Origin of the sequence: Flavobacterium sp. (genome assembly GCF_046153165.1) — a bacterium.
In the GTDB taxonomy this organism is placed as follows: Bacteria; Bacteroidota; Bacteroidia; order Flavobacteriales; family Flavobacteriaceae; genus Flavobacterium.
On sequence record NZ_JBJXEN010000099.1, the window covers coordinates 15,574 to 31,220 of the forward strand.

Below are 15,647 nucleotides of genomic sequence, written 5' to 3' on the forward strand. Positions count from 1 at the left end.
TATGAAGACTATATTTAACATCGCGATCTTATTATTATCTATTGCTACATTTTCTCAAGCAACTATTTCTGGAAAAGTACTTGATAAGAAGAATCTTCCTATCCCGGGAGCTAATATTTTTATTGAAGGAACTTATGATGGGGCGTCTAGTGACGAAAAAGGAGAATTTAGTTTTACTACTTCTGCAACAGGGAATCAGGTTTTAGTAGTAAGTTTTTTATCTTATGAAACATCAAAAATTAACTTTCAACCCAATAGTTTTCAAAATCAAATTATCATACTCAAAGAAAATGTAAATACACTCGACGCAGTTGTAATTACAGCAGGAAATCTTGATTCTGGAGATAAAGCGCGAGTTTCGGTTCTAAAGCCATTAGATATTGTAACTACAGCAGGTTCGGCAGGGAATATTATTGCAGCTTTACAAACTTTGCCAGGAACAAATAATGTTGGTGAGGATGGAAGACTTTTTGTTCGTGGAGGGGAAGCAGATGAAACTCAAACTTTTGTAGATGGTATTCGTGTGGCACAACCATACGGTGCAACAACTAATAATTTGCCTACTCGTGGACGATTTTCTCCATTTTTGTTTAGTGGAATTTCATTTTCTACAGGTGGTTATTCCGCAGAATATGGAGAAGCTTTATCTAGTGTTTTGTTATTAAATACTGAAGACGAACCTGATCAGAATAAAACTAATATGGCATTTATGACTGTTGGTTTAGGAATTGGTAATACACAAAAATGGAAAAAAAGTTCTTTAAGTGTAAATGCTAATTATATTAATCTAGCACCTTATATTGCAGCTATTAAGCAAAATGTAGATTGGAATAAACCATTTCAATCATTGTCTGGCGAATCAGTTTATAGATATCATTTTGTGAACGGAACTTTCAAACTATATGCTGCTTTCGATACTTCTGAGTTTGATATTAGCCAAGAAAATATTAATTATGCTGAAAAAGTTCGAGTAAATTTAAACAATAATAATTTTTATTTAAACTCTTCTTATAAAGGTAAATTTGGAGCAAATTGGCAAGTTGTAACTGGTTTAAGTTATGGTTTAAGCCAAAATAAAATAAAATTGGCTCTTGACAATGTGAAAAATGATGAAAATTCAGCTCATTTTAAGCTAAAACTTAGAAAATCTATTTCTGAAAGGGTAAAATTATCTTTTGGAGCAGATTATTTTATTACTGATTTTAATGAAGATTTTACACCAAATGGAGGTTCTATATTAAATGACGGATACAAGAATTCTATTGTAGCTGCTTTTTCTGAAGCCGAAATATTTTTCTCAAAGAAATTAGCTGCAAAAGTTGGTTTGCGAGCTTCAAATAATAGTCTGCTTAATGAAAATGCAATCTCTCCAAGATTTTCTATGGCATATAAAATAGCAAAAAATAGTCAATTTGCTTTTGCTTACGGCGATTTTACTCAAACTCCAAATGCCCAGTATATTAAGTTTTCTAAAGACAATTTGTTTGAAAGCGAAAAAGCATCGCATTATATCCTTAATTTTCAATACAATAATAACGGAAAAACTTTTAGAGCGGAAACTTACTACAAAGATTACAGCAATTTAGTAAAATATGATACACCAACAGCTCAGTATAATTCGATTTTTAATAACAATGGATCAGGTTATGCAAAAGGATTAGATTTGTTTTGGAGAGATGGAAAATCGATAAAAAACATAGAATATTGGGCTTCCTATTCTTATATAGATACCAAGCGAGATTACAAAAACTTCTCATCAAGTGTTACACCTAGTTTTGTCGCAGATCATACTTTGTCATTGGTTACAAAATATTGGATCGAAGATTGGAAATCGCAAATTGGGTTTACAAACTCATTTAGCTCTGGGCGACCTTATAATAACCCAAATGAAACTCAATTCATGAATGGAAAAACAAAATCCTACAATAGTTTAAGTTTTAATTGGGCTTATTTGCTAACAACACAAAAAATCTTGTATTTCTCAGTTTCGAATCTTTTAGGTACTAAAAATGTTTACGGATATGATTATAAGAATACACCAAATAGTTTAGGTAGTTTCGACAGAAAAGAGATTACACCAACTGCTGATAGATTCTTTTTTGTAGGCTTCTTCTGGACGATTAGCCAAAATAAAAAAGACAATCAATTGAAGGATTTGTAGAATAAAAAGGAATTTTACAATTCATCATCTAAAAATGACAGTTCAGTCACAATCAATTTTAAAACAATAATAATCAACATAAATTTACATCAGAATTAAAAACAACATCAAATTAAAACAATTAAAAAACTAGAAATTATGACAAAATTATTTATTGCAATTGTATTATTCGTAACAAGTTTAGTAAGTGCGCAAGGACAATTTGAGCAAGGAATGGGAAAAGCATTCGGATTATGGAAAGAAGGAAAAAATACCGAAGCATCTGACATGTTTGAGCGAATTGCATCAGCAGAAAAAACAAGTTGGTTACCCAACTATTATGTTGCATTAATAAATACAACCGAAGCATTTAATCCTGCAAACAAAGAGAAAGTTTCAATTTTATTAGACAAAGCCAATGCAGCTTTAGATACAGAACTATCCAAAAACCCAAATAATGTTGAGCTTTTAGTAGTTCAAGCGATGTCTAAGACAGCTTTGTTAGCTTCTAATCCAATGACTTACGGAATGACACTTTCACCAAAAATTACTGAAATTTATACGATGGCAAGCCTATTAGCTCCTGAAAACCCAAGAGTTGTTTTGTGTAAAGCCGAATTTGGAATAGGTGGAGCAAAATGGACTGGTGCCGATGTGAAACAATTATGCGGACAAATAGAAAAATCGATCGAGTTATTTGCTAAATTTAAACCAGAAACACCTTTTTCTCCAAAATGGGGATTAGACAGAGCTACAGAAGCATTAAAAAACTGTAAATAAGAAATCAAAAGAGGTGATTGTTTATTCAATTCACTAAAGCTAATTAAAATGGAAAATAAGAGAATACATACATTTACTGAGTTTAAAAAAGGGACAATTGTTTGCTTAAAGATTGCCTTAATTTTAACCATTGTATTCTCTGTGATACAAAGTAGAAGTTTTAGTTTAAATACATTTGGAATGACATTATTAATATGTTTTTCTTATGCATTTGTGATTGGTTTTGGTAATGGAATTATAAATAATTATTTAGACAAAAAATGGGACTGGTTAGAGCAAACTAATTTGCGTGTATATTATGGTATTCTGGCTACAACTTTGTACACTATTCCAGCTGTTCTAGCAATAAATTATGTCACTTTTATTTATATAAATAATATGACTGTCGAAGAGTTTTTTGATGAAAGAACAATTTGGATTCATTTCTTTTATATTATTTTATCATTAGGCGTTTCTACTTTTATGCATGCTAAAAGTTTTATGACTAATTGGAAAAATGTAAGCAAAAAAGAAGTTACAGAACAAAAGATTATTGCAGGAACAGCAAATGCAAAATTTGAAAGTTTAAAAAATCAAATCGACCCTCACTTTTTGTTTAACAGTCTAAATGTTTTAAGCTCTTTGATAGAAGAAAATCCAGATAATGCACAACGATTCACGACTTCATTGTCTAAAGTGTATCGTTATGTTCTAGAACAGAAAGACAAAGATTTAGTTTCTGTCGAAGAAGAATTATCGTTTGCTAAAACTTATATGAATTTGCTTAAAATGCGTTTCGAGAATAGTCTAACCTACGAATTGCCAACTGAAAATATTAATCCAGAAGCAAAAGTGGTTCCGCTATCATTACAGCTTTTATTAGAAAACACTGTAAAACATAATGTTGTTTCAGAACAAAAGCCATTGCATATTAAAATTATTATTGAGGGTGATTATTTAATAATTCAAAATAATTTCCAGAAGAAAGAGGTTTTGCAAGATAGGCAAGGTGTTGGTTTGCAAAACATTATTAATCGTTACGGAATCATTTCTAATAGAAAAGTTTTAATCGAACAAAATGAAAATTGGTTTAGCGTAAAAATACCAATACTAACAAAACAAGTCTCAGTTATGGAAACAGCTACAAATTACACCGAAAAAAATGCTTACTACAGAGCAAAAAAACGAGTGGAAGAACTAAAAGGATTTTACGGAAATTTAATCTCTTACTGTTGTGTTATTCCAGTTTTAGTATTTATTAATTTAAGGTATACTCCAGAATTTCAATGGTTTTGGTTCTCCGCTACAGGTTGGGGGTTTGGTTTAGCAATGCATGCTTTCAAAGTCTTTGGATATAGTTCCAATTGGGAAGAAAGAAAAATTCAAGAAATTTTAGATAAACAAGATAAAAATAATTGGAGATAGTCATGGAAAATAACTACCACAATGAAGATCGTTATTATGCTGCAAAGAAAAAAGTAAATAAGATTAAAGGTTTTTATGGGAATTTAGCATCATATATGTTGGTAAATATTATACTTTTAGTAATTAATTTAGCCACTTCACCAGAACATTTATGGTTTTTACCACTATTATTTGGTTGGGGAATAGGAGTTCTTATTCATGGAATGACAGTTTTTCAATGGTTGCCTTTTCTTGGAAAAGAATGGGAAGAAAAAAAGATAAAAGAATTTATAGATATTGAAAATCAGAAAAAAAATAAGTTTGAATAAACATAAAATAAAAATGTGATGAGAAGAAATAGAAGGTTTATTGATGAAAATAAATTAGGTGAATCAACAGATGAACGCTATAATCTAGCATTCAAAAGAGTAAAAAGAATAAAAGGATTTTATACACATCTCTTGGTTTTTATACTTGTAAATGCATTCATTATTTGTGGTAATTATTTTGGAAAACGATCAGAAAATGAAGTTTTTTGGCGTTGGGAAACATTTTCAACTGCATTTTTCTGGGGAATAGGTTTAGTAGCACACGGAATGTCTGTTTTTGGAAGAAATATATTTTTTGGTGATGATTGGGAAGAAAAGAAAATTCAAGAGTTAATAGAAAAAGAGAACAAAGAAAAATGGGAATAATACTTTTTAGATAAAAGTATTATAAAATCAACACCAAAATATGCTAACAATAATAATCGAAGACGAAAAACCAGCAGCAAGATTATTGCAGCGTAAGCTCGAAAAACTAGATATAAAAGTCGATAATATGCTACATTCTGTAGAAGAATCGATAGCTTGGTTTTCTAATAATGAGCATCCAGATTTAATATTTCTCGATATTCAATTGTCTGACGGTTTATCGTTTGAGATTTTTGAAAAAGTAGCTATAAAATCGGCAATAATTTTTACAACAGCTTACGATGAATACGCGTTAAAAGCTTTCAAATTAAATTCGATAGATTATCTTCTAAAACCTATTGATGAAGATGAATTGGAAATCGCAGTCACAAAATTTAAAGCTAATTTGCCTAAAATCGAAACCAATTTGCAAATAGATTTTGAGCAAATAAAAAAGATGTTTCAAAATCCATTCGATAAAAATTTTAAAACTCGATTTACTGTAAAAATTGGGCAACAACTAAAAGTCATTTTGATAGAAGAAATAGAATGCTTTTATAGTGAAAATAAAGGAACTTACATTCATACTTTTGATAATAGAGATTATCTTATAGACTTAACTCTTGAAGTTCTAGAACAAGAATTAGACTCAAAAAATTTCTTTAGAGTAAGTAGGAAATTTATTATTCCGTTAAAATCTATTAAGGAAATTTTGTTGTATTCTAATTCAAGATTAAAGATTACTTTACCAACCTATAAAGATGATGAAGTTATAGTTTCTCGAGAAAAAGTACAAGAATTTAAAATTTGGATTGGTTAATTTTAAACCTTAAAAAGTGTTTTTCTGATACCAATAATTATAAATAAGGGTAAGCTATAAATGATAAAAAAAGGAATAATATATTCGATTAAATTCATTTGAAGCATTACAGCAATTATTAATAATTGAAACCCTAAACCGTATATAGAAAGTAATGTCATAAACCAATTTGGAAATGTTTTTACTTTATAAGCATCACTATCTAAAAAGTGAATTGTCTTATCGAAAATACCATAAACTAAAGTATAAATTCTAAATAAAATGTCGACCAATTTTTGACTTTCTCCAGACAAAGCACGAGGTGATTTATACTCAAAAATTTTGCTAGTTACATCACCTCCAACGGATTTGTTTCTTAAAATTACATAATAATAGTTATATAAAGTTCCTTGTAGTTGAATACAAAAAAAGGCTAAAATTGTCATTCCAAATGAAGTTTTAGAAACATAACAAATAGTCATTAAGAACATAAAATTAAGAATAATATCAAACACACTATCTAAATATCTTCCAGAGTAAGAGGGTGTGTTTTTTAGTCTTGCGAGCTCACCATCGGCGGCATCGATTCCCGATTTTAGAATGATAAAAAAACTTGCGAAAAGGTGATTTTTATTCAAAATGCAACCAATAGCAATGAGACCTGAAAGTCCAAAAAGAAATGTAACATGAATAGGAGTGAAGCGTGTTTTTTTTAGAGAATTGGCTAGAAATTTTCCAAAAAACCTTCCGTAATCTGATAAATCTAAAAATTTATCTTTTGCAGCAAGTTTAGACATTTAAGGGTGAAAAAACGAATAGATGTGACAATATAGTCAGATTGCAAAAGTAATCTTTTTATATGCTATTTGTTGTATAAACAATAGTTTAGATTTTGTTAAATGTTATTTGCTAAATCGATGTAAAGTATAAGTCATTGTTGCTAATAATAAAAAAGCTACAGCTTGATGTGTAACACCTAACCAAAGTGGAACGCTATATAATAAAGTTAAAACACCAAGTGTAAATTGAATGAATACAATTATTAGTAATCCGTTTAATCCATTTTTTTGTTCTTCAGAAAGTGTATATTTTTTACTTTTGAAGGTTAAAAATAATATTAATCCAACGACAAAATAGGCAATGGTTCTATGCACAAATTGCACCCCACTTTTACCTTCTGTAAATCGTGCAAACCAAGAATCTCTTTCTAGAATAATACTTTCGTGAAAGAATTGCCCATCACTCATTAAAGGCCAATGGTTGTGAATTAATCCGGCATTAAGACCAGCAACAAATCCTCCGTAAATAATTTGCAGAATTATTATTGCCAAAGTAATCCTAGCTATATTTCGTAAAGGAAGAATCACTTGTTTTTTTTCAGGATAAATTAAATCTAGAGCAACCCATAATGTATAAGCAAAAGTAATAAAAGCAAAAGTTAAGTGTAATGAAAGACGAAAATGGCTTACATCTGGCGCATCAATTAAACCACTTTTTACCATAAACCATCCCAAAAAACCTTGAAAAGCACCCATTCCTAGTAGAATTCCACACTTTTTTAGAGTTTCGGGATCTAATTTTTTCTTTATCAAGAAATAAACAAATGGAATAATAAAAACCAATCCAATTATTCTACCAATAAATCGATGAAACCATTCCCAAAAATATATAAACTTATAATCGGAAAGTGTAAAATCGTTGTGAATATTTATTTTTTGGTATTCTGGAAATTGCTTATATTTTTCGAAAGTTTCTTCCCATTTAGCTTCAGTAAGCGGCGGGAAAGTATCGGTTACTAAATGCCAATCGGTCATAGATAAACCAGAATTTGTTAATCTTGTGATACCACCCACGACAACCATTACAAATACTAAAAAGCATCCTGAAAGTAACCAGATTATTACAGATTTATTATTTTTCATTAATTATATATTTTCAACATGTAAAGTTAGACAGTTTAGATATTTTTTATTTTAAAACAAATTATAATTAAATATTAATTATTTAAAATTTGTTAATTCAACACTTTTTTTAAACCTAATTTTTCAGCTCTTTTCAAAACGAATTCATACGCCGCTTGGTATTCATTCGGGATTTCACCTTCTAAAATAGCTTCTTTTACAGCTTCTTTTAAAACGCCAATTTCTCTTCCTGGTTTTATGTCAAAAATTTCCATAATCTGTTCACCAGTAATTGGAGGTTGAAAGTTTCTGACAGAATCACGTTCTTCTACTTCAATGATTTTCTGACGTACAATTTCGAAGTTTTTATGATATTTCTTGAACTTATTTGGGTTTTTGGTTGTGATATCGGCTTCGCACAAAGTCATTAGATTTTCCACATCTTCACCAGCATCAAAAACCAAACGGCGCACCGCCGAATCAGTCACAATATCTTCCGACAAAACGATAGGACGAGAACTCATCATGACCATTTTTTGTACAAATTTCATTTTATGATTTAATGGCATGTGTAAACGTTCAAATATTTTTTTAGCCATTTTCCCGCCTAAAAACTCATGTCCGTGAAAAGTCCAACCTTGTTTTTTATTATAGCGTTTGGTTGGTGCTTTGCCAATATCATGTAATAATGCTGACCAACGCAACCAGACATCATCAGTATTTGGACAAATATTATCAACAACTTCTAAGGTGTGATAAAAGTTATTTTTGTGTGTGTGACCTTCTATTTCTTCTACTTGATTTAAAGCGGTTAGCTCAGGAAGAATAATATCTAATAATCCTGTTTTAAATAGCAATAAGAATCCTACAGATGGTTTGTCTGATGAAAGAATCTTGTTTAATTCATCGACAATTCGTTCGCCTGAAATAATATTAATCCGATCTGCATTTTTAGTAATGGAATTTAAAGAGTTTTCTTCAATCGTGAAACCCAATTGCGTTGCAAATCGAATTCCGCGAAGCATTCGCAAAGGATCGTCAGAATACGTAATATCAGGATCTAAAGGTGTCTTTATGATTTTATTTTCTAAATCAATTAAGCCATCAAAAGGATCTAATAATTCGCCATAATTTTTTGCATTCAAAGAGATTGCTAGGGCATTTATTGTAAAATCACGACGATTTTGATCATCTTCAAGCGTTCCATTTTCTACAACTGGATTGCGACTTTCGAGATTATAAGATTCTTTTCTAGCTCCAACAAACTCAATTTCGGTATCTTCAAAACGAAGCATCGCTGTTCCGTATGTTTTAAAAACCTGTACTTTAGGGTTGTTAGGAAGTAACTGAGAAACTTTCAATGCCAACTCAATTCCTGAGCCTACTGCAACAATATCAATGTCTTTTTTGAAGTCTCGATTTAAAATCAAATCGCGTACAAAACCTCCAATTACATAACTATCTACGTTAAGTTCTTGGGAAGCTTTTGAAATGATTTCAAAAATTTTGTTATTTAATGCTGATTTATAGTTCATTTGTTGTTTATGTATTTTGTCATTTCGACGAAGGAGAAATCTCACAGCTTAAATAAATTAATGAGATTTCTCCTTCGTCGAAATGACAAATAAAACTTTATTTACGAATAACTTTTACTTGAGAATCGCTCGTCAATTTTATAATTGTTGATGGTTTTCCTCCAATTTTTTCGTGATGCAAATTTACAACATAGTCAACACCTTTTAAAATTTCTGGGCTAATATCTTTAAACGCAATTGGAGTAGGTTGTCCAGAAATATTTGCTGAGGTTGAAACTAAAGGCTTTTTCATTCTTTCTAATAATTTGAAACAAAAAGGTTCTTTTACTATTCTGATTCCAAGTGTTTTATCTGAAGCGATTAAATTGGCCGCTACATTTCTAGGATTATCTAAAATTAATGTGGTTGGTTTTTCGGAAATATCCATGATTTGCCATGCCACTTCTGGAATATCTTTAAAGACATTATACATCATTTTTTCGCCATTCATAAGGCAAATCATACTTTGTGTTTCGGCTCGTTGTTTGAGTTTGTATATTTTTGCAACAGCATCAGGATTTGTAGCATCGCAACCTATTCCCCAAACAGTATCAGTTGGATAAAGTATTATACCACCTTCTTTGATGACTTCGTATGCGTTGTGTATTTCGGTATTAATATCTTGATTCATTTTTTTATTAAAAAGGTATTATTGTTTATATAAAGAATTAAATTGTAAATTAATTACTTTTTACTTTAAAAAGTTATATTTCATCACTTGTAAAAGTGGTAAAACTCTTCTTTTTATAGGGTCTAATAATTAATCGCCCTTCTCTATCAAATCGAATATAATTATACACCCAATTTAAGAAAACAACTGCTCTATTCTTGAAACCTATTAGGGAGAATAAATGTACAAACATCCATACAAACCAAGCAAAAACACCACTAAAATGGTATTTAGGCAAATCTACGACAGCCTTATTACGACCAATTGTTGCCATAGAACCCTTGTCATTATATTCGAAGGATTTTAAGGGTTTATTATTGATAAGTTTTATTAAGTTTTCTCCTAATAAATCACCTTGTTGTAATGCTGGTTGAGCCATCATAGGATGTCCTTGAGGGTATTTAGCTGTTTCCATTGATGCGATATCTCCAATCGCAAATATATTATCGTAACCTACCACCTGATTGTACTGGTTTACACGAATACGTTCTACTTTTTCGATTAAAGATTTTGCACTAAGACCAGCAATTGCTGCACCTTGCACTCCAGCTGTCCATATTACAGTGGCAGTTTCAAAAGTTAAATCTGAATTAGTCAAAATTGTGCGTCCGTCATAATTTGTTACCCGAACGTTTTTCCAGATTTTTACACCTAGACTTAATAGAAATTCTTCGGCTGCTTCCGATGATTTCTCGCTCATTGTATTTAATATTCTATCTCCACTTTGCACTAAATTTATTTCCATTTTAGAAACATCTAGATCTGGATAATCTTTTTGAAGGATTGCTTTTTTCATTTCTGCCAATGCACCTGCAAGTTCAACTCCTGTTGGTCCAGCACCAACTAATACAAAATTTATTAAGCTGTTTTTGTCGGCCACATCTTTTGTGAGAACGGCTTGTTCAAAATTTTCGAGAATTAAACTTCTAATATTAAGAGATTGAGGAATGGTTTTCATTGCCATCGAATTGCGTTCGATTTCTTTGTTGCCAAAATAATTTGTTTTACTTCCAGTTGCAATTACTAGATAATCGTAATGTAGTTCTCCTATCTCGGAAATTATTTTTTTGTTTTGAGTGTCAATTTCTTTTACAGATGTTAGTCTGAAATAAAAATATTTGTATTCCTGAATGACTTTACGAATAGGATATGCGATAGATCCTGCTTCGAGCCCGCCAGTAGCAACTTGATATAGTAATGGTTGAAAAGTATGGTAATTGTGTTTATCTAATAAGACAACCTGAACGTTTTTGTTCCTAAGTTTTTTTGCGATTGCGATACCTGCAAAACCTCCACCTATAATGACTATGCGCGGTAAGTTTGATTGTGGAATATTCATTCTTTTTAAGGTGCTAAGATTCTGAAATGCAAAGGTACAAAGGTTTTTAGAATTTGAGTGCTAATTTTTAGCCCCGATTATAGTGAAAATCCCGAGCTTTTTTGCGAGGATTGAAACGGAAAGCGGGGAAAATGTTGAAAAAAATTGGAATGTTGTGCTCCTATATATTTATTGTTTTACTTTGTAACAAACTTACTATTAATACTACTAACCTTATATGAGTAATGCATTAGAGCAGTCGTTTGTTGGGCAACTAAAAGAAAATCAGAATATAATTCACAAAATTTGTCGGTTATATACTCAGGATGATGATGCCCATAATGATTTGTTTCAGGAAATCACGATTCAGTTATGGAAGGCTTTTCCTAAGTTTCGTGGTGACTCTAAATTCTCAACTTGGGCATATCGAGTGGCTCTAAATACAGCAATTACTTTATACAGGAAAAGTACTAAGACTGTAAATACAATCGAATTTGAAACTGGCAAGCATTTTGTACTACAAGAAGAGTATAATTATGAAGAAGAAGAACATTTGAAATTATTGTATCAAGCAGTTCAACAATTAAATGACATTGAGAAAGCTTTAGTTTTTATGTATCTTGAAGATAAAGATTATACTGAGATATCGGAAACATTAGGAATTAGCGAAGTAAATGCCAGAGTAAAAATGAATCGGATTAAAGGCAAATTGAAGAAAATTATTAATCCGTAAGGAAAAGGATATATGGAAGAGTTGGATTTATTAAAAAAAGATTGGAAAAAGAATGATAATTATCCGAAGTTTTCGGAGCAGGAGATTTATGCTATGTTGCACAGGAATTCTTCTTCAACTGTAAAATGGATTTTTATAATTAGCGTTTTAGAACTCAGTTTTGGGTTGGTTTTAGGAATTATTTTGTCATTTACAAAATTTGATATCGAAAACACAAAATTCTTAAAAAGTATAGGTGTTTATAATTATTATGAAGCTTTTGTATGTGTATTATATATTGTTATTGTTTATTTTATTGTTAGATTTTATTTAATGTATAAAAAAGTTTCAACTACTGATAATACAAAAAAATTAATGACTAATATTCTAAAAGCGAGAAAAACAGTTCAGAACTACATATTATTTAATCTTGTTGCTTTTGCAGTTGGGTTTATACCATTTTTCTCTTACGTACTAAAAATTAGTGCAGATAAAGCATCTTTACAAGCCACTGGAAAAATTGCTGATATTTCGATAAGTGTTTACATACTTACTTTTTTAGCAATCTTAGTAATTACAGGAATTTTTACTACAGTATTTTGGTTTGTTTATAAACTCTTGTACGGATTTTTATTAAGAAAACTAAAAAGAAATTTTGAAGAACTAAAGAAAATTGATTTTTAATTCCTAGTATTGCCACTGACGTAATTTGTCTAATTCTTTTTGTTCTTCGATTATTTCAGATGGAATTACTTTTAAGAAAGAAGGGTGTTGCTCGATAGCATATTCTACTTTTTCGACAATTTCTTCAATTGTATCATTGTCATAATCAATATCTAAAGGCTCTTTGATGGTAAAGGTTTGTAGGATTCCTTTCTTTTTCATTCGTAACCCTTTCTTGTCGAATGAACGACGAAAACCGTCAATAACAATAGGAACAACAATAGGCCTGTGTTGTTTTATAATATGTGCAGTTCCTTTACGAACAGGTTTAAATGATTTAGTTGTTCCTTGCGGAAAAGTAATTACCCAACCATCTGCCAAAGCTATTTTTATATTTTCGGTATCGTTAGGGTTTATATCTTTTTTTTCTTTTTCGGATACATCTTTACCACCTGCACGCCAAGTTCTTTCTACTGAAATTGCACCTGCGTAAGCTAAAATTCTAGGTAATAAACCAGATTGCATAGTTTCTTTTGCCGCAACATAATAAATATTTAATTTAGGCTGCCAGATATAACCTAAGTTTTTAATATTATCCTGACGACCACTTAAACTGGCATTAAATACATGAAACATAGCAACAACATCGGCAAAATAAGTCTGATGGTTCGAAATAAATAAAACATTTGTATCTGGTAAATTTTTGATAATTTCCGAACCTTCTATTTGCAATTCGTTAAAACCTCTGTAACGTCTGTGTGTAATAGCAGCAAAAATTCTGATTAACCATTTTTTCAGAAAAAGAATATGTCCAAAAGGATTTCTCTTAAATAATCCCATAATTTTATAAAAAATGTGAGCTACAAATTTACAAAAACTATTAAGTTATAAGACTTTTTTTATAATTTCTTTCAACTCACTCATCATCATAGCAGTAGCTCCCCAAACTAAATGTTCATTTATTTGAAAAGCAGGAACTTGAATGTTTGATGCATAGGAAGTAGACATATTTACAGTAATAACTATCTTATCATCAAGAAACTGATGTAAAGGTAATTCGATAACTTCATCGACTTCATCTGGACTTAATGTAAATGAAAGTTCTTCTTCGGATAAACCTAAAAATGGTGAAACAAGAAAATTACTAGGTGGAATATATACTTCTGTAAAAGCTTTAATAACAGTTACTTTTTTTGCAGAAACACCAATTTCTTCATGCGTCTCTCGTAGTGCGGTTTCGGAAAGGGATAAATCGAAATCTTCAACCTTTCCTCCAGGAAATGCAATTTGTGATGCATGGATTCCAGGATAAGAGTTTCGTACTATTAATGCCAAATGCGTTATGCTATTCTTTGGATACAAAAGCATTAAAACTGCAGCTTTCTTAGGAGTAATTTGCGAAAAATCTTGATTATTCAGTAATTCTATTCTTTCTGGCGGAATCATTTTTGCATGCGCAATAGTCGCTGGTAGCGATTCTTTTGCTATTTTTGGCACATATTTTAAAAAATCTGAAAAATCCATTTCGTAATTTTTAAAAACTAATTAAGTTGCTGGTTTCAAATCAACACAATTATAAAGATAGCTTAAATATTTTAAGTTCCAAATTCTTATACCACAATATAGTATGTACACTAAAGAAGAAGCTCAACGATTAAAAAGAGAATTCTGGATTTCATTTGCCGAGAAATATCCAAGAAAATGGATTTTGTATGATACAAAAATTAAAGATTTTTCTTTTAAATTTTTTGTAGATAATAAGAAAGCTCAAGTTCTTATTGATATTGAAATGCGTGATGCTGAAAAAAGAAAAGCTTATTTCGAAAAACTAGAATCTCTAAAAACTATTCTTGAAGAAGAATATGTTCAAGATTTAGTATTTGAAAATAAATATATACTCGAAAGCGAAAAAACGATAAGCCGCATTTGGGTAGAAAAGCTTCAAGTTAGTGTAAGTAACCGAAATTATTGGGATGAAATTTTTGATTTTTTTAATGAAAAAATGGACAAGATGGAACGGTTTTATCTTGAATATGAATCATTTATTAAAGATATTTAGAAAATAAAATAAAAAGTTTGTAACAAAAATTATAGTGACTCGTCTTTACTATATAACCAACCATTATGAACCAAATTGAATTTATAAATAATGTAAAACCATTTAAAGACAAGATGTTCAGGTTGGCTAAACGTTTGCTTACAAGTACTGAAGAAGCTGAAGATGCAACACAAGAAGTATTAGTTAAACTCTGGAATAAAAATAATGTTCTTAATAATTTTGGAAGTATTGAAGCCTATGCTATGACGATAACAAAAAATTATTGTTTAGATGTTTTAAAATCAAAGAGAGCTTCAAATTTGCAAATCGTTCATAATAATTATGTTGAAAATGGATCAAGTTTGCAACAAAAAATAGAAGACAGTGATTCTTGGAGTTGGGCAGAAAAATGGATAAATGATTTGCCGGAACAACAAAAGCTAATTATTCAGATGCGAGATATAGAGCAATATGAGTTTGAAGAAATAGCAGAAATAATGGAAATGAGTGAAGCTACAATTAGAGTAGCGTTATCTAGAGCTAGAAAAACAATAAGAGAAAAACTGACAAATACCCATAATTATGGCATTCAATAAAATAGAAATAATATTAGAAAAATACTTTCAGGGAGAAACCTCGATTGCCGAAGAAAAGGAGTTGCGCAGCTACTTTTCATCTCAAGATGTGGCGCCACATTTAGAGCAATATAAGGTAATGTTTGGTTACTTCACTCAAGCAAAAAAACAAGAATTTGTACAAGAGATTCCACAAATCACTAAAAAACGAAATGTTATGTGGTTATCTGTTGCAGCATCAGTTGTAGTTTTGTTTGGAATTGCTACATTTTTTATGATAAATACTAATGAGCCTGTAAATCATCAGAATGAGTTAGGAACTTACGAAAGTCCTGAAATCGCATTCAAAGAAACACAAAAAGCATTAGCATTATTATCATCAAATGTAAATGTTGGCATAGAAAGTGTAATGTATGTACA

At 30.4% G+C, this 15,647-nt stretch carries 18 protein-coding genes; 11 read left to right on the forward strand and 7 right to left on the reverse strand.

Translation table 11 applies throughout. The features are described from left to right. Position 1 precedes the first annotated feature (1 nt). The 6 genes from ACKVOV_RS11920 (at position 2) to ACKVOV_RS11945 (ending at position 5,797) form a co-directional block, all read left to right on the forward strand. On the forward strand, positions 2 to 2,161 hold the full coding sequence (locus ACKVOV_RS11920) for a TonB-dependent receptor (RefSeq protein WP_409206979.1): 2,160 nt from the start codon (positions 2 to 4) through the stop codon (positions 2,159 to 2,161). 138 nt (positions 2,162 to 2,299) lie between these two features. Next, positions 2,300 to 2,920, forward strand: a complete 621-nt coding sequence (locus ACKVOV_RS11925) for a hypothetical protein (RefSeq protein WP_409206980.1) — start codon at positions 2,300 to 2,302, stop codon at positions 2,918 to 2,920. A gap of 48 nt (positions 2,921 to 2,968) precedes the next feature. Further along, positions 2,969 to 4,324 carry a histidine kinase gene (locus ACKVOV_RS11930; RefSeq protein WP_409206981.1) on the forward strand — a complete coding sequence of 452 codons (1,356 nt, stop codon included), beginning with the start codon at positions 2,969 to 2,971 and terminating at the stop codon, positions 4,322 to 4,324. Between the two features lie 2 nt (positions 4,325 to 4,326). After that, positions 4,327 to 4,632: a 2TM domain-containing protein gene (locus ACKVOV_RS11935; protein ID WP_409206982.1), complete on the forward strand. Its 306-nt coding sequence runs from the start codon at positions 4,327 to 4,329 to the stop codon at positions 4,630 to 4,632. Positions 4,633 to 4,650: 18 nt separating this feature from the next. Beyond that, positions 4,651 to 4,998 carry a 2TM domain-containing protein gene (locus ACKVOV_RS11940; RefSeq protein ID WP_409206983.1) on the forward strand — a complete coding sequence of 116 codons (348 nt, stop codon included), beginning with the start codon at positions 4,651 to 4,653 and terminating at the stop codon, positions 4,996 to 4,998. Positions 4,999 to 5,038: 40 nt separating this feature from the next. Next, on the forward strand, positions 5,039 to 5,797 hold the full coding sequence (locus ACKVOV_RS11945) for a LytR/AlgR family response regulator transcription factor (protein WP_409206984.1): 759 nt from the start codon (positions 5,039 to 5,041) through the stop codon (positions 5,795 to 5,797). Between the two features lie 2 nt (positions 5,798 to 5,799). Here the strand turns inward: ACKVOV_RS11945 and ACKVOV_RS11950 are convergent, their stop codons facing one another. The 5 genes from ACKVOV_RS11950 to ACKVOV_RS11970 form a co-directional block, all read right to left on the reverse strand. Beyond that, positions 5,800 to 6,573 carry a CDP-alcohol phosphatidyltransferase family protein gene (locus ACKVOV_RS11950; RefSeq protein ID WP_409206985.1) on the reverse strand — a complete coding sequence of 258 codons (774 nt, stop codon included), beginning with the start codon at positions 6,571 to 6,573 and terminating at the stop codon, positions 5,800 to 5,802. 105 nt (positions 6,574 to 6,678) lie between these two features. Further along, the gene (locus tag ACKVOV_RS11955) at positions 6,679 to 7,698 is read right to left on the reverse strand and encodes a COX15/CtaA family protein (protein WP_409206986.1); all 1,020 of its coding nucleotides are present in this window, start codon (positions 7,696 to 7,698) and stop codon (positions 6,679 to 6,681) included. 92 nt (positions 7,699 to 7,790) lie between these two features. Next, positions 7,791 to 9,212 carry a CCA tRNA nucleotidyltransferase gene (locus ACKVOV_RS11960; protein WP_409206987.1) on the reverse strand — a complete coding sequence of 474 codons (1,422 nt, stop codon included), beginning with the start codon at positions 9,210 to 9,212 and terminating at the stop codon, positions 7,791 to 7,793. 97 nt (positions 9,213 to 9,309) lie between these two features. Then, complete coding sequence (locus ACKVOV_RS11965) at positions 9,310 to 9,882, reverse strand: L-threonylcarbamoyladenylate synthase (RefSeq protein WP_409206988.1); 573 nt, start codon at positions 9,880 to 9,882, stop codon at positions 9,310 to 9,312. Between the two features lie 73 nt (positions 9,883 to 9,955). Continuing rightward, positions 9,956 to 11,260 carry an NAD(P)/FAD-dependent oxidoreductase gene (locus ACKVOV_RS11970; RefSeq protein ID WP_409206989.1) on the reverse strand — a complete coding sequence of 435 codons (1,305 nt, stop codon included), beginning with the start codon at positions 11,258 to 11,260 and terminating at the stop codon, positions 9,956 to 9,958. 217 nt (positions 11,261 to 11,477) lie between these two features. Between ACKVOV_RS11970 and ACKVOV_RS11975 the strand changes: the two genes are divergently transcribed. Continuing rightward, the gene (locus ACKVOV_RS11975; RefSeq protein ID WP_409206990.1) at positions 11,478 to 11,972 is read left to right on the forward strand and encodes an RNA polymerase sigma factor; all 495 of its coding nucleotides are present in this window, start codon (positions 11,478 to 11,480) and stop codon (positions 11,970 to 11,972) included. A 12-nt stretch (positions 11,973 to 11,984) separates the two neighbouring features. Next, on the forward strand, positions 11,985 to 12,635 hold the full coding sequence (locus tag ACKVOV_RS11980; RefSeq protein WP_409206991.1) for a hypothetical protein: 651 nt from the start codon (positions 11,985 to 11,987) through the stop codon (positions 12,633 to 12,635). Between the two features lie 3 nt (positions 12,636 to 12,638). Here the strand turns inward: ACKVOV_RS11980 and ACKVOV_RS11985 are convergent, their stop codons facing one another. Both ACKVOV_RS11985 and ACKVOV_RS11990 read right to left on the reverse strand, forming a co-directional pair. Next, positions 12,639 to 13,454, reverse strand: a complete 816-nt coding sequence (locus tag ACKVOV_RS11985) for a lysophospholipid acyltransferase family protein (RefSeq protein ID WP_409206992.1) — start codon at positions 13,452 to 13,454, stop codon at positions 12,639 to 12,641. 45 nt (positions 13,455 to 13,499) lie between these two features. Then, on the reverse strand, positions 13,500 to 14,138 hold the full coding sequence (locus ACKVOV_RS11990; protein WP_409206993.1) for an NUDIX hydrolase: 639 nt from the start codon (positions 14,136 to 14,138) through the stop codon (positions 13,500 to 13,502). A gap of 103 nt (positions 14,139 to 14,241) precedes the next feature. On the opposite strand from ACKVOV_RS11990, the gene ACKVOV_RS11995 reads away from it, so the two are divergent. The 3 genes from ACKVOV_RS11995 to ACKVOV_RS12005 form a co-directional block, all read left to right on the forward strand. Then, the gene (locus ACKVOV_RS11995) at positions 14,242 to 14,673 is read left to right on the forward strand and encodes a DUF4268 domain-containing protein (protein ID WP_409206994.1); all 432 of its coding nucleotides are present in this window, start codon (positions 14,242 to 14,244) and stop codon (positions 14,671 to 14,673) included. A 65-nt stretch (positions 14,674 to 14,738) separates the two neighbouring features. Further along, entirely contained in the window at positions 14,739 to 15,248 is a 510-nt protein-coding gene (locus ACKVOV_RS12000) for an RNA polymerase sigma factor (protein ID WP_409206995.1), read from the forward strand. Further along, positions 15,235 to 15,647: hypothetical protein (locus tag ACKVOV_RS12005; RefSeq protein ID WP_409206996.1), on the forward strand; the 413-nt coding region annotated here is incomplete at its 3' end. The genes ACKVOV_RS12000 and ACKVOV_RS12005, both read left to right, overlap by 14 nt.